Annotated in this window: 15 protein-coding genes; 1 reads left to right on the top strand and 14 read right to left on the bottom strand. The window is 60.1% G+C overall.

From position 1 onward, the window contains the following. Positions 1 to 34: 34 nt before the first annotated feature. From ACOYXG_RS19175 to ACOYXG_RS19225, 11 genes are all read right to left on the bottom strand, one after another. Positions 35 to 1018, bottom strand: coding sequence for a DNA polymerase III subunit delta' (locus ACOYXG_RS19175; protein ID WP_460353413.1), 984 nt, complete (start codon positions 1016 to 1018; stop codon positions 35 to 37). After that, the gene (gene tmk, locus ACOYXG_RS19180) at positions 1011 to 1643 is read right to left on the bottom strand and encodes a dTMP kinase (protein WP_460353416.1); all 633 of its coding nucleotides are present in this window, start codon (positions 1641 to 1643) and stop codon (positions 1011 to 1013) included. Before tmk ends, ACOYXG_RS19175 begins: the two co-directional genes overlap by 8 nt. Before the next feature lie 19 nt (positions 1644 to 1662). Then, the gene (mltG, locus tag ACOYXG_RS19185) at positions 1663 to 2859 is read right to left on the bottom strand and encodes an endolytic transglycosylase MltG (RefSeq protein WP_135296333.1); all 1197 of its coding nucleotides are present in this window, start codon (positions 2857 to 2859) and stop codon (positions 1663 to 1665) included. Positions 2860 to 2862: 3 nt separating this feature from the next. Further along, entirely contained in the window at positions 2863 to 3678 is an 816-nt protein-coding gene (gene pabC, locus ACOYXG_RS19190; RefSeq protein ID WP_150368296.1) for an aminodeoxychorismate lyase, read from the bottom strand. Then, a complete protein-coding gene (gene fabF / locus ACOYXG_RS19195; RefSeq protein WP_027612357.1) occupies positions 3678 to 4922 on the bottom strand; it encodes a beta-ketoacyl-ACP synthase II in 1245 nt (414 codons plus the stop codon). Before fabF ends, pabC begins: the two co-directional genes overlap by 1 nt. Before the next feature lie 108 nt (positions 4923 to 5030). Further along, positions 5031 to 5267, bottom strand: coding sequence for an acyl carrier protein (gene acpP, locus ACOYXG_RS19200; protein ID WP_003175607.1), 237 nt, complete (start codon positions 5265 to 5267; stop codon positions 5031 to 5033). Between the two features lie 196 nt (positions 5268 to 5463). Next, positions 5464 to 6204, bottom strand: a complete 741-nt coding sequence (gene fabG, locus ACOYXG_RS19205; RefSeq protein ID WP_027612356.1) for a 3-oxoacyl-ACP reductase FabG — start codon at positions 6202 to 6204, stop codon at positions 5464 to 5466. A 16-nt stretch (positions 6205 to 6220) separates the two neighbouring features. Beyond that, on the bottom strand, positions 6221 to 7159 hold the full coding sequence (gene fabD / locus ACOYXG_RS19210) for an ACP S-malonyltransferase (protein WP_096794881.1): 939 nt from the start codon (positions 7157 to 7159) through the stop codon (positions 6221 to 6223). 122 nt (positions 7160 to 7281) lie between these two features. Beyond that, complete coding sequence (gene plsX, locus ACOYXG_RS19215) at positions 7282 to 8292, bottom strand: phosphate acyltransferase PlsX (protein ID WP_080963300.1); 1011 nt, start codon at positions 8290 to 8292, stop codon at positions 7282 to 7284. Between the two features lie 4 nt (positions 8293 to 8296). After that, a complete protein-coding gene (rpmF, locus tag ACOYXG_RS19220) occupies positions 8297 to 8479 on the bottom strand; it encodes a 50S ribosomal protein L32 (RefSeq protein ID WP_003179396.1) in 183 nt (60 codons plus the stop codon). A gap of 13 nt (positions 8480 to 8492) precedes the next feature. Continuing rightward, positions 8493 to 9020, bottom strand: a complete 528-nt coding sequence (locus ACOYXG_RS19225; protein WP_003204262.1) for a YceD family protein — start codon at positions 9018 to 9020, stop codon at positions 8493 to 8495. A 105-nt stretch (positions 9021 to 9125) separates the two neighbouring features. Here ACOYXG_RS19225 and ACOYXG_RS19230 point away from each other — a divergent pair, with 105 nt between their 5' ends. Further along, positions 9126 to 9704, top strand: a complete 579-nt coding sequence (locus ACOYXG_RS19230; protein WP_115989155.1) for a Maf family protein — start codon at positions 9126 to 9128, stop codon at positions 9702 to 9704. A 52-nt stretch (positions 9705 to 9756) separates the two neighbouring features. Here ACOYXG_RS19230 and sppA read toward each other — a convergent pair whose 3' ends face one another. From sppA to rluC, 3 genes are read right to left on the bottom strand one after another with little or no spacing between them, the layout of a single operon-like run. After that, on the bottom strand, positions 9757 to 10746 hold the full coding sequence (gene sppA, locus ACOYXG_RS19235; RefSeq protein ID WP_027612352.1) for a signal peptide peptidase SppA: 990 nt from the start codon (positions 10744 to 10746) through the stop codon (positions 9757 to 9759). A 24-nt stretch (positions 10747 to 10770) separates the two neighbouring features. After that, a complete protein-coding gene (locus ACOYXG_RS19240) occupies positions 10771 to 11433 on the bottom strand; it encodes an HAD-IA family hydrolase (RefSeq protein WP_027612351.1) in 663 nt (220 codons plus the stop codon). Then, complete coding sequence (gene rluC / locus ACOYXG_RS19245; protein WP_007950779.1) at positions 11420 to 12382, bottom strand: 23S rRNA pseudouridine(955/2504/2580) synthase RluC; 963 nt, start codon at positions 12380 to 12382, stop codon at positions 11420 to 11422. The genes ACOYXG_RS19240 and rluC overlap by 14 nt, the downstream gene beginning before the upstream one ends. Positions 12383 to 12862: the final 480 nt, after the last annotated feature.

The raw sequence follows: 12862 nt of genomic DNA on the forward strand, positions 1-12862 counted from the left end.
CCACTGCTGATGTTCAGAGTCTAGGTACACATTCTTATCTTTGACCAGGCAATCCCGCCCATTGCACCAACAACGCTTCCAGCAGCAGTGCCGGGTTGAGGTTGGCTTTGCTCAGGACTTTCTGCCGCTGGGCGAGAATCCAGTCCTGAATATCGAGGACTTTGCCTTGGGCGCTTTTTTGCGCCAGGTACTGCACGACTTTACGCATATCGGTCAGGCCGAGGCCGTTTTCATCCTGGGTCAGTTGATAACGCAGTATCAGGCTCGACCAGTCGCAGAACCAGTCGAACAGGCGCAGCATCGGAATGCTTTTCCACTCTTCGGCCAGTTGCGTCGGCGATTGCTGCTGCTTGAGCAACTTCTTCACCCCTTCGACCACCTGCGCTCGCTGTTCGCGTACGCCCTGGGACTGCAGACTGACTGCCGCCAACGGCGAGCCTGCCGCCAGCGTCAGCAATTCGATGCGCTCCTCTTCGGAGCACTCCGGCAGCGCCTGCGCCAGCCATTGCAGGCTCACGGCCTCACCCGGCAGCGGACACGCCTGCTGCACGCAGCGGCTCTTGATTGTCGGCAGCAAACGGCTCGGCTGGTGGCTGACCAGCAACAACACGGTATCGCCGGACGGCTCTTCGAGGCTCTTGAGCAAGGCGTTGGCGGCGTTGATGTTCATCGATTCCACCGGCTCGATCAGCACCACCTTGCGCCCGCCCAGTTGCGCGGTCTGCACCACGAAACTGACCAGATCACGGACCTGATCGACCTTGATCGCCTTGTCGGCTTCTTCCGGCTCAAGGATGTAATTGTCCGGATGGCTGCCGGCCTTGAGCAGCAGGCAGGACTTGCACTCGCCGCACGCCTCGGGCGTCGGCCGCTGACACAGCAGGCTGGCCATCAGGCGCTCGGCCAACGCGCGCTTGCCGATCCCGGCCGGGCCGTGCAGCAAGTACGCGTGGGCGTGCTGGCTACGTCCGGCCAGTTGCTGCCAGAGGCTGTCCTGCCATGGATAGGCCTCAGCCACGAATCAGCTCCAGCAAGTTCGGAATCAAGGTATCCAGCGCTTGCTGAACCTTGACCAGTGGCTGCCCGGCATCGATGCGCACATAGCGCGCAGGATCGGCTTCGGCGCGCTTGAGGAACGCATTGCGTACCGCTTCGAAAAACGCCCGGCCTTCCAGTTCAAAGCGATCCAGCCGACCACGGGCAGTAGCGCGGGCCAGGCCGATTTCTACCGGCAGATCGAAAATCAGCGTCAGATCCGGCCGCAGGTCGCCCTGAACGAACGTCTCCAGCGCGGCAATGCGTTCCAGCGACAAACCGCGACCGCCACCCTGATAGGCGTAAGTCGAGTCGGTGAAACGATCGCACAGCACCACCGCGCCGCGAGCCAGCGCCGGACGGATCACTTCGGCCAGATGCTGGGCGCGCGCGGCGAACACCAGCAACAGCTCCGTATCGGGGTTCATGACTTCATCGGCCGGGGCCAGCAGCACATCGCGAATGCGCTCGGCGAGTGGCGTACCCCCGGGTTCGCGGGTCAGCACTACTTCGACACCTTCGGCGCGCAGGCGCTCGGCGAGGTATTCGCGGTTGGTGCTCTTGCCGGCGCCTTCCGGGCCTTCCAGGGTAATAAACAAGCCAGTCACAGGCAGTCCTTAATCAAAGTCATTGCGCGTTCTGCGGTGCGGTCGTCGCGGGTTCGGCAGCAGGAGCCGGCGTCGGCGCGGGTTCCTGAGCGGGAACCTGTGGCAGCGCTTCAGGCGCGGTATCAGGAGATGCCGCAGGAGTCGCCTCCTCGGTCGCAGTAGCCGGAGCGGTCGGCGTATTTGCCGGGGCCGGGCTGGAGCGGTAATCGGCGCGGCGCTTGAGCTGGAACTCGCGCACCGCGCTGTTGTGCGCATCCAGATCATCGGAGAACACATGGCTACCATCGCCACGGGCGACAAAATACAGACTGTTACCTTCCACCGGATTGAGCGCGGCATGAATCGCCTCGCGACCGACCATGGCAATCGGCGTCGGCGGCAATCCGGGGATCACATAGGTGTTGTAGGGCGTCGGCTCCTTGAGATGAGCTCGGGTCAACTTGCCGGTGTAGCGATCGCCCAGGCCGTAGATCACGGTCGGGTCGGTCTGCAACTGCATGCCCAGCGCCATGCGACGCACGAACACGCCGGCAATCTGCCCACGCTCCTGCGGCACACCGGTTTCCTTTTCCACCAGCGAGGCCATGATCAGCGCCTGATATGGCTCGCTGTACGGCGCATCAGCCGAGCGGTTCTCCCACTCCTTGGCCAACACCTCGTCGAGGCGGTCGAAGGCTTTCTTCAGCAATTCGACGTCGGAAACACCGCGCACAAAGCGGTAGGTATCCGGGAAGAATCGCCCTTCCGGGAACAGCCCGCGATGGCCGATTTTCTCCATCACTTCGCTGTCGCTCAAGCCCTTGAGGGTCTGCTCGATCTTTTCGTCTTTTGCCAGCGCGGCACGGACCTGGTGGAAATTCCAGCCCTCGACCAGTGTCAGGCTGTACTGCACCACTTCGCCGCGCTTCCACAGGTCGATCAGACCGTTGACAGTCATGCCCGGCTGCATGCGGTATTCGCCGGTATGGATCGGTGTGCCGGCCAGATTGAAGCGCCAGTAGATGCGCAACCAGAAGGCGTCCTTGATGACCCCATCGGTTTCAAGTTCAAGAAAGGTACGGGTCGGCGTCGAGCCTTTCGGCACATCCAGCAGTTCTTCCTGCGTGATGTTCAGAGGCTGTTCCAGCGCCGAATGAATTTTCCAGGCGCTGGCGCCCATCAGCAGCCCTGCCAGAACCAGTCCGGTTTCCAGCAGCAGCAAGAGTTTACGTCTCACGAATCAAGCATCCAGTAGCGCGCGGGCAATGGTTTGCAGTTTACGGGTGAGCGGGCCAACCGGCCAGCTCAGTGCAGCGTAGGCACGTACCGGCCAGACGCCATACACGCTGTTGCACATGAAGACTTCATCAGCCCATTGCAGCTGTTCGAGGCTGATGTCGGTGATTTGGATGGGGATGGCCAATGACTCGGCCTGAAACAATATTTCAGCACGCATCACACCGGCCACGCCACAGCGCTTCAGATCCGGGGTGATCAGTACGCCGTCGCGCACCAGAAACAGGTTGCTGAACACGCCTTCGATGACGCGCCCGGCCTGATCGAGCATCAAGCCTTCGGCGTGTTCGCTGTCGCACCACTCGGCCCGGGCAAGCACTTGTTCCAGACGATTCAGATGCTTGAGCCCGGCCAGCAACGGCTGATTCGACAACCGTGTGACGCAGGGAAACAGACGCACGCCCTGCTCGCCATGCACGGCAGGATAAGCCGCAGGCGGGTTGCCTTGCAAAATGCGTCGGCCCTGCGCCGCAGGATCGGGCGCGTAGCCACGCAAGCCGTCACCACGAGTGAGAATGAGCTTGAGCACGCCCTCGCCCATTGCCGCGGCATAAGCCAGTAGCTCGCTGCGAACCCGCTCGATATCCGCGGCGATGGCCAGACGCGAGCAGCCCTCGGCCAAACGCGTCAGGTGACGATCCAGCAATATCGGCTGGCCGCCGTGCACGGCAATGGTCTCGAACAGACCATCACCGTAAGCCAGGCCGCGATCTTTCAGCGACAGAGCGTCAGCCGGTTGACCGTCGACCCAGCTGTCCATCAACCGGCGAACCGGCGGAATGCCAACGTGCCGTTGGTGCCGCCAAACCCGAAGGAGTTGGACAGTACGACGTCGATGTCCATGTTGCGCGCAGTGTGCGGCACGAAATCGAGATCGCAGCCTTCATCCGGCTCATCGAGGTTGATGGTCGGCGGTGCCACCTGACTGTTGATCGCCAGTACGCTGAAGATCGCCTCGACCGCGCCCGCCGCACCCAACAGGTGACCGGTCATGGACTTGGTGGAGCTGACCGCCAGGTTGTAGGCGTGCTCACCGAACACGGTCTTGATCGCGTTGGCTTCGGCAAGGTCGCCGGCCGGGGTCGAAGTACCGTGGGCGTTGATGTACTGCACCTGGTCGATGTTGATCTTCGCATCGCGCAGCGCATTGGTGATGCAGCGGGCTGCACCGGCGCCATCAGCGGGTGGCGACGTCATGTGGAACGCATCGCCACTGGTGCCGAAGCCGATCAGCTCGGCGTAGATCGTGGCGCCACGGGCCTTGGCGTGCTCGAGTTCTTCGAGTACCAGCGCACCGGCACCGTCAGACAGCACGAAGCCATCACGACCCTTGTCCCATGGACGACTGGCGCGAGTCGGCTCGTCGTTGCGGGTCGACAGCGCACGGGACGCGCCGAAGCCGCCCATGCCCAGACCGCACGCGGCCATCTCGGCACCACCGGCGATCATTACGTCGGCTTCGTCGTACATGATGTTGCGCGCGGCCATGCCAATGCAGTGCGTACCGGTGGTACAAGCAGTGGAAATGGCGTAGTTCGGCCCCTGTGCACCCAGGTGGATGGACAGAAAACCGGAAATCATATTGATGATCGAGCCTGGCACGAAGAATGGCGAAATTCGACGCGGGCCCGTCTCATGCAGGGTACGGCTGGTTTCTTCGATGTTGGTCAGACCGCCGATGCCCGAGCCCATGGCCACGCCAATGCGCTCACGGTTGGCGTCGGTGACTTCCAGACCGGCGTTGCGAACAGCCTGAAAACCCGCGGCCAGACCGTACTGAATGAACAGGTCGAGCTTGCGTGCTTCCTTGACCGACAGGTATTCCTCGACATTGAAGCCCTTTACCGAGCCGCCAAAACGGGTGGAATAGGCAGAAAGGTCGGTGTGTTCGATCAGACCAATGCCACTGCGGCCAGCCAGAATGCCCTGCCAACTGCTCGGCACATCCGTGCCCAGTGGCGACAACATACCCATACCGGTGACTACGACGCGTCTACGCGACACAGCACTCTCCTTTTTCAAATGACGACTTTGCATCAGGCCTAAAGAAAAAACCGCACGCCATGATGGCAGTGCGGTTTTTCCATGACAGCAGACAACGATTACAAACTATTACGCCTGGTGGCTAGTAACGTAGTCGATTGCAGCTTGTACAGTAGTGATCTTCTCAGCTTCTTCGTCAGGGATTTCGGTCTCGAATTCCTCTTCCAGAGCCATCACCAGCTCAACGGTGTCAAGGGAGTCGGCACCCAGGTCTTCAACGAAGGAAGCAGTGTTGACCACTTCTTCTTCTTTAACGCCCAGTTGCTCGGCAACGATTTTCTTGACGCGCTCTTCGATGGTGCTCATACCTTGTTTTCACTCCTAATGGACAAATTCAGGCAGCTGGCCAGTGGGTAAGTGTATAGAAAGGCTTTTCAGCTTTTCAACTGAAAGCTTCACTCCTCAAACCCTGCGGCCCTCTGCCTATAAATAGATTGCAGCTTTATAACGGATTTTAGACAGCTCGTATGACATTTTTTTGAAGCAATCCGTCACATTTTACTTACATGTACATCCCACCGTTCACCGGGATTGTAGCCCCAGTGACGTATGCCGCACCGTCGGATGCAAGAAAAGCGACCACCGAGGCGATCTCTTGAGCTTGTCCCAGACGGCCCAGCGGAATCTGCGTCTGCAAGGCTTCACGCTGTGCTTCCGGCAGTTCGCGGGTCATATCGGTGTCGATGAACCCAGGGGTTACCGAGTTGACCGTAATCGAACGCGAACCGACTTCACGCGCCATCGCACGGCTGAAACCTTCCAGACCGGCCTTGGCGGCTGCATAGTTTACTTGGCCTGCGTTGCCCATGGCACCCACCACCGAGCCAATACTGATAATTCGGCCCCAGCGCGCCTTGGTCATGCCACGCAAAACGCCCTTGGACAGGCGATACAGACTGTTCAGGTTGGTATCGATCACGTCGTACCATTCATCGTCTTTCATGCGCATCATCAGGTTATCGCGGGTGATGCCGGCATTATTGACCAGAATCGCCGGCGCGCCGAACTGCTCCTGAATGCTCGCGATCACGGCGGCAACGGATTCGTCGCTGGTGACGTTCAGCTCCAGGCCGGTACCTTGAATGCCGTGCTCCTTGAGCGTGGCAGCAATCGCCTCGGCACCCTTGGCGGAGGTCGCAGTGCCAACAACGATGGCGCCCTGACGACCCAGTTCCAGTGCGATAGCCTGGCCGATACCGCGGCTTGCACCGGTGACCAGTGCAACTTTACCTTGCAGACTCATGCAAGTTTCTCCTGATTCAGGCCAGCGCTGCACGGGCGGCAGCGAAAGCGTCTGGGGTATTGAGATTGGAAGTCGAAACGCCTTCGGCGCAACGTTTGTTCAGACCGGCCAGCACTTTGCCCGGGCCGCACTCGACCAGACTGGTAGCGCTTTTGGCAGCCAGCGTCTGAACCGATTCAACCCAGCGAACGGGCTTGTACAGTTGTTCGAGCAGATCACGCTTGAGGGTCTCCAGATCGGCCGGCACTTGCGCGCTGACGTTCTGTACGACCGGGATCTGCGGCGCCTGCCAGTCGATGGCGGCGATGGATTCGGCAAAGCGCTCGGCAGCCGGACGCATCAGTTCGCAGTGCGATGGCACGCTCACTGGCAACGGCATGGCACGCTTGGCGCCACGGGCCTTGCAGCCCTCGATGGCACGTTCAACCGCAGCCTTGGCGCCGGCAATCACTACCTGACCCGGCGAGTTGAAGTTCACCGCGCTGACCACTTCGCCCTGCGCCGCTTCGGCACAGGCTGCCAGCACGTCGGCATCTTCCAGACCGAGGATGGCAGCCATGCCGCCCTGCCCGGCCGGAACGGCTTCCTGCATCAACTGTCCACGGCGCTCAACGAGCCTCACCGCGTCAGCCAGGCTCAGGCTGCCGGCAGCAACCAGCGCGCTGTATTCACCCAGGCTGTGACCGGCAACAAATGCCGGACGCGCGCCACCTTCAGCCAGCCACAGACGCCACAGAGCGATCGAAGCGGTCAGAATGGCCGGTTGGGTTTTGTCGGTTTGATTGAGCAGCTCTTCCGGGCCCTGCTGGGTCAGTGCCCACAGGTCATAGCCCAGAGCAGCGGAGGCTTCTTTGAAGGTTTCGAGGATCAACGGATATTCCGCGCCCAGCTCGGCCAGCATGCCGAGGGACTGCGAACCCTGTCCTGGAAAGACGAATGCGAGGGAAGCAGACATGTAACAAGCCCCTAATGATCTTGTCGTCGAAAATGACGCCCCACTGGGGGACGCAAGAAACTGACAGTTGGATGGCCCTTTGAACCGGGCGGTCACATTTAAGCATTGTCCGACGAAAACGCCTAAGACAACAGATCCTCCAGACGACCGTGGAGGCGTTCGGGCAGGTTCTCCTGAATCTCGATCAGCGCGCGTTGAATCGCACTCTGAAAACCCTGAACCCCGGCCGAACCGTGACTTTTCACCACGATACCCTGCAAGCCGAGGAAGCTTGCGCCGTTATGTCGCGCCGGTGCGAGATCCGCCTGCAGGCGCTTCATCAATGGCAGGGCCAAAGCACCTACCACGCGGGAAGCAAAGTTTTTCCTGAACAAGGCCTCAATGCGCGCGGCGATCATCGTCGCCAGGCCCTCGCTGGACTTGAGCAGGATATTGCCGACAAAACCGTCACAGACCACCACATCCGCCTCGCCGCGATACAGGCCATCGCCCTCGACAAAACCGATATAGTTAATGCCGCGCGCCGCCTGCAACAAGGTCGCCGCCAGCTTGACCTGCTGATTGCCCTTGATGTCCTCGGTGCCGATATTCAGCAACGCGACACGCGGCCGGGCGATGCCCAGCGTCTGCGCCGCCACCGAGCCCATCACCGCGAACTGCAATAGATGCTCGGCGCTGCAATCGACGTTGGCGCCCAGGTCGAGCAACTGGCAATAACCCTTCTGCGTCGGAATCGCCGCCACCATCGCCGGCCGATCAATCCCCGGCAAGGTCTTGAGCACAAATCGCGACAGCGCCATCAACGCCCCGGTATTGCCGGCACTGACACAGGCCTGAGCCTTGCCGTCACGCACCAGTTCAAGGGCGACACGCATCGACGAGTCCGGCTTGCCACGCAAGGCCTGGGTCGGCTTTTCGTCCATGGTGATGACTTCAGACGCCGGGACAATTGTCAGGCGCGCGCGATCGGCAGCCGATTGACCGTTGATCAGTTCTTCAAGTAGGGAGGGTTGACCGACGAGGGTCAGGTGCAGCGAGGGCGTAGCAGAAAGGCAAGCAAGGCTGGCCTGAACAATGCTGCGGGGACCGAAGTCCCCGCCCATTGCGTCAATCGCGATGACTTGAGCGGACAAGTGATTACTCGTCAGCGCCCTTGTCGATCACTTTACGGCCACGGTATACGCCTTCTGGCGATACGTGGTGACGCAGGTGAACTTCACCAGTGGTTTTTTCTACAGACAGGGTGCTAGCCTCGAGAGCGTCGTGCGAACGGCGCATGTCACGGGCAGAGCGGGATTTTTTGTTCTGCTGAACAGCCATAATTGATTAACTCCTAAACGTTTGGGTCACGCTTTAACTGCGCCAATACACTGAACGGGTTGGACCGCGTTACCTCGTCCTCGCTCGGTTCGGGTTCATCTGCTCCCGCCGGCTGCTGGCATTCTTCCGGATGATGAGCAGGCACAATGGGCAAGGCGAGCAGAAGCTCCTCCTCGATCAGTGACTGCAGATCCAATGGATCTTCGCCCAGTTCCAGCACGTCATAACCTTTCGGTAACGACTGGGTATTCGCACCCTCCTTCACTACAGCGTAACTGCATTCGCTGTGGATCGGCAGGGTGACCAGCTCAAGACAACGCTGGCAAACCATTTTGACTTCGGTGTCGATAAAGCTGTGGATCACCACAGATTTACGTTCATCTCGTTCAAAAACGAATTTGGCCTGCACCGTACCGACATCGTCGGAAAGCGGGTCGCAGAGTCTCTTCAAATCGGCCAGCAGCAGTTCACCTTGAAGGGTGGTGCCACGGTCAGCCAATTTGCGCGGGTCAACGTGAGGTGGAATCGGGTCATTCAACATAGGCGCAGCATTATAGGGATGCACCCACCCATGTCAAAGGAAATTGTGCCCTGTCCGTCACTTGCGTGCCTCCGCTAGAATTCGCACCTGCCTCAGGAGACGCCAATGCTGCCTTTATTACTCGCCTCAAGCTCGACTTATCGCCGGGAATTACTCGCCCGCCTGCACCTGCCGTTCGTCTGCAGCTCGCCGGATATTGACGAAAGCCACCGACCGGGCGAATCCGCCATCGAACTGGTCAAGCGCCTCGCCGAACAGAAAGCCCGCGCACTCGCCGCGAGCCATCCCGCTCATCTGATTATCGGCTCGGACCAGGTCGCAGTGCTCGGCGATCAGATCATCGGCAAGCCACACACCTTCGACAAGGCTCGCGAGCAACTACTCGCCGCCAGCGGCGCCAGCGTGACCTTCCTCACCGGCCTGGCCCTGCTCAACAGCCAGACCGGCCACTGCCAGGTCGACTGCGTGCCGTTTACCGTGCACATGCGTCAGCTCGACGAGGCGCGAATTGAACGCTACCTGCGCCTGGAGCAGCCCTACGACTGCGCCGGCAGCTTCAAGGCCGAAGGTTTGGGCGTGAGCCTGTTCCAATCCACCGAAGGGCCTGACGCCACCAGCCTGATCGGCCTGCCGCTGATTCGCCTGATCGACATGCTGCTGGCCGAGGGCGTGCAAATCCCTTAACGCACAAAAAACCGGCCATTGAGGCCGGTTTCTTTTCAACACTGCACCACGCTTAACGCAACGATGGCCCGTGGAACCCCATCCACATCGCCAACTGCTCAGCCACACTGGCGCCAAGTTTCTTCGAGAAGCGGTCGAACGGCGATTCCTGCACAGTGAAATCCACTAGCTCTTTCTCGCCAATTACGTCGCGCGCCACCGAACTGGCATTGCCCAGGCCATCGATCAAGCCCAACGGCAGCGCCTGCTCGCCGGACCAGACCAGCCCGGAGAACAGCTCCGGATGCTCCTTGTCCTTCAAGCGATCGCCACGACCCTGCTTGACGCTATTGATGAACTGCTTGTGCGTGGTATCCAGTACGGTCTGCCAGAATGCGGTTTCGTCAGGCTTCTGCGGCTGGAACGGATCCAGAAACGATTTGTGCTCGCCCGAGGTATAAGTGCGACGCTCGACGCCGAGCTTGTCCATGGTGCCGACAAACCCGTAACCGGCCGCCGTTACACCAATGGAGCCGACCAGACTGGCCTTGTCGGCATAGATCTGATCCGCCGCACTGGCGATGTAATAGGCACCGGACGCACCGAGATCGGAAATCACCGCATACACCTTGGTATCCGGGTGCAGACCGCGCAGACGCTTGATCTCGTCATACACATAACCCGACTGCACCGGACTGCCGCCAGGACTGTTGATCCGCAGGATCACACCCTTGACCTTCTTGTCCTCGAAGGCTGCTCGCAGGCTACCGACAATGTTGTCGGCACTGGCAGGCTCCTTGTCGGCAATCATGCCGGTGACGTCGATCAGCGCGGTGTAGTTCGGGCCACGGGTGGCGCTCTTTTCCATGTCCATCAGCGGCGTGAACAGGATCAGCGCGACAAACAGATAAACAAACGTCAGCAGCTTGAAGAAAATCCCCCAACGCCGCGAGCGACGCTGCTCCTGCACACTGGCCAGCAACGTCTTTTCCAGCAGCTTCCAGCTTTTCTCGTCACCGTCGTCGGCACTTGCCTTGGCCGGTGCTTTCCATTCGTCGGTCATGCGCTGTACCCCAGCAAAAACGTATTAAGCCTGCTGCCCCAGCCAGGCGTGCAATTCACTAAAACGGTCGATCGACAGGCGCGGTTCGAACTGCTGCAGCGACTCGATCGACTGCGCGCCGTAGCTGACCGCCACCGACGCCATGCCCGCATTACGCGCCATCAGCAGATCGAAGGACGAATCCCCGACCATCAGCGCCTGCTCGGGCCGCACGCGACAATGCGCGAGAATCTGCTCAAGCATCAGCGGATGCGGCTTGCTCGCGGTCTCGTCGGCGGCACGGGTGATATCGAAATAGTCTTCCCAGCCATTGGCTTTGAGCACCCGATCCAGCCCGCGACGATTCTTGCCGGTCGCGACCGCCAGGTGGTAGCCCTGCTCGCGAAACGACGCCATCGACTCCACTACGCCTTCGAACAGCGGCGAAGGCACGGCTTCTGCTGCGATGTAGTGGTCGGCGTAATACTCGCGAAACAGGGTCATCTCGGCATCGCTGATGTCCGGGTACAAGGTGCGGATCGCCTCGGGCAAGCCCAGACCGATGATGCCCTTGACGGCAAAATCATCACGCAACTCGAAACCGGAACGCGCGGACGCAGAATGCATCGCTTCGACAATCCGACCAATGGAATCAGCGAGGGTGCCGTCCCAATCGAAAATCAGCAGTTTGTAATCAGATGGGCGCACTCAATCGCTCCACGGTCTTGGCCCACATTTCATCCACCGGCGCCTGCAACTTGAGCTCGCCGCCATCGGGCAGCGGCACGGTCAGCATGTAGGCGTGCAGGAACAGACGCTTGCCGCCCAGATCACGGATCTCCTTGCTGAAACCGTCATCGCCGTACTTGGTGTCGCCGGCAATGCAGTGCCCGGCGTGCAACGTATGGACGCGGATCTGATGGGTGCGACCGGTGATCGGCTTGGCTTCGATCAGAGTGGCAAAGTCGCCGAAACGACGCAGGACCTTGAACACGGTCACCGATTCCTTGCCCTCCTCCTCGTCGACCTCGACCATCCGCTCGCCGGAGCGCAGATTGCTCTTGCCCAGCGCCGCGCGGACTTGCTTGATCGAGGTCGCCCAGTTGCCGCGCACCAGCGCCATGTAGCGCTTGTCGACACCGTCACCGCGCAGGGCGGCATGCAAGTGCCGCAGCATGCTGCGCTTCTTGGCGATCATCAGCAGGCCGGAGGTGTCACGGTCGAGACGGTGAACCAGCTCCAGCTCCTTGGCGTCAGGACGCAACTGACGAAAGGCTTCGATCACGCCGTAATTCAAGCCGCTGCCACCGTGAACCGCAATGCCGGCGGGCTTGTTGATCACGATCAGGGCTTTGTCTTCGTAGACAATCGAGGCTTCCAGGCGCTGTAGTAGACCCTGGGCCAAGGGCACCGGTTCGTCGCGCTCAGGCACACGAACCGGCGGCACGCGCACGATATCGCCGGCCTGCAGCTTGTATTCGGGCTTGATCCGCCCCTTGTTCACGCGCACTTCGCCTTTACGCAAAATGCGGTAAATCAAGGTCTTGGGCACGCCTTTGAGCCGGGCAAGGAGGAAATTGTCGATTCGTTGGCCGGCATACTCCGGCGAGACTTCAAGCAGTTGAACGCCTGGAGTCGAAGGGGCAGTAGTTGTCATGCCGCGGATGATAACAATTTTTATGGAATTGAAGCACTTAATCATTGCTGCTATAGTCGCGAACGCCGCCAAAAGCGGCCTGGACAGCGGAACCACGGTCAAAAACCGGCCCTGACCAACGCAATTCACCAGGACGCGAGGCCGTCCTACGGGGCTTTCGCTACGTAACGGTGGAGTTTGCAGTTGTAACAAGCGCAGGTGACATGAGGCCTGAATTACACCGTCGAGCAGAGTTTTCACTCGCCTGACAGGCAAATATTCGAGGCCAGTTCACAAAGTGCAGTCAGCTGCAGATGACCCCGAGCGAAGGCTTCGGAAACATCGCCTGAATTAGCCATGATGCGTGACCTCCCCTTTCGGAGCTCACGGTAAATGCCAACCCGCTGCGGATTCTGCGCGCGGCAGCACCCGAATTATCAGGGATACGTGTAGGGTGGAGATGCACAACCGCCGGACTGTGTAGCAATAGGCTTTATCAAG

It is taken from the genome of Pseudomonas sp. G3-39 (assembly GCF_054790485.1).

Excerpts from the sequence above, each read along its gene's own strand:
- pabC (WP_150368296.1), bottom strand. The coding sequence starts at position 3,678 with ATGGACAGCTGGGTCGACGGTCAACCGGCTGACGCTCTGTCGCTGAAA.
- acpP (WP_003175607.1), bottom strand. The coding sequence starts at position 5,267 with ATGAGCACCATCGAAGAGCGCGTCAAGAAAATCGTTGCCGAGCAACTG.
- fabG (WP_027612356.1), bottom strand. The coding sequence starts at position 6,204 with ATGAGTCTGCAAGGTAAAGTTGCACTGGTCACCGGTGCAAGCCGCGGT.
- fabD (WP_096794881.1), bottom strand. The coding sequence starts at position 7,159 with ATGTCTGCTTCCCTCGCATTCGTCTTTCCAGGACAGGGTTCGCAGTCC.
- rpmF (WP_003179396.1), bottom strand. The coding sequence starts at position 8,479 with ATGGCTGTTCAGCAGAACAAAAAATCCCGCTCTGCCCGTGACATGCGC.
- ACOYXG_RS19225 (WP_003204262.1), bottom strand. The coding sequence starts at position 9,020 with ATGTTGAATGACCCGATTCCACCTCACGTTGACCCGCGCAAATTGGCT.
- ACOYXG_RS19230 (WP_115989155.1), top strand. The coding sequence starts at position 9,126 with ATGCTGCCTTTATTACTCGCCTCAAGCTCGACTTATCGCCGGGAATTA.
- sppA (WP_027612352.1), bottom strand. The coding sequence starts at position 10,746 with ATGACCGACGAATGGAAAGCACCGGCCAAGGCAAGTGCCGACGACGGT.
- rluC (WP_007950779.1), bottom strand. The coding sequence starts at position 12,382 with ATGACAACTACTGCCCCTTCGACTCCAGGCGTTCAACTGCTTGAAGTC.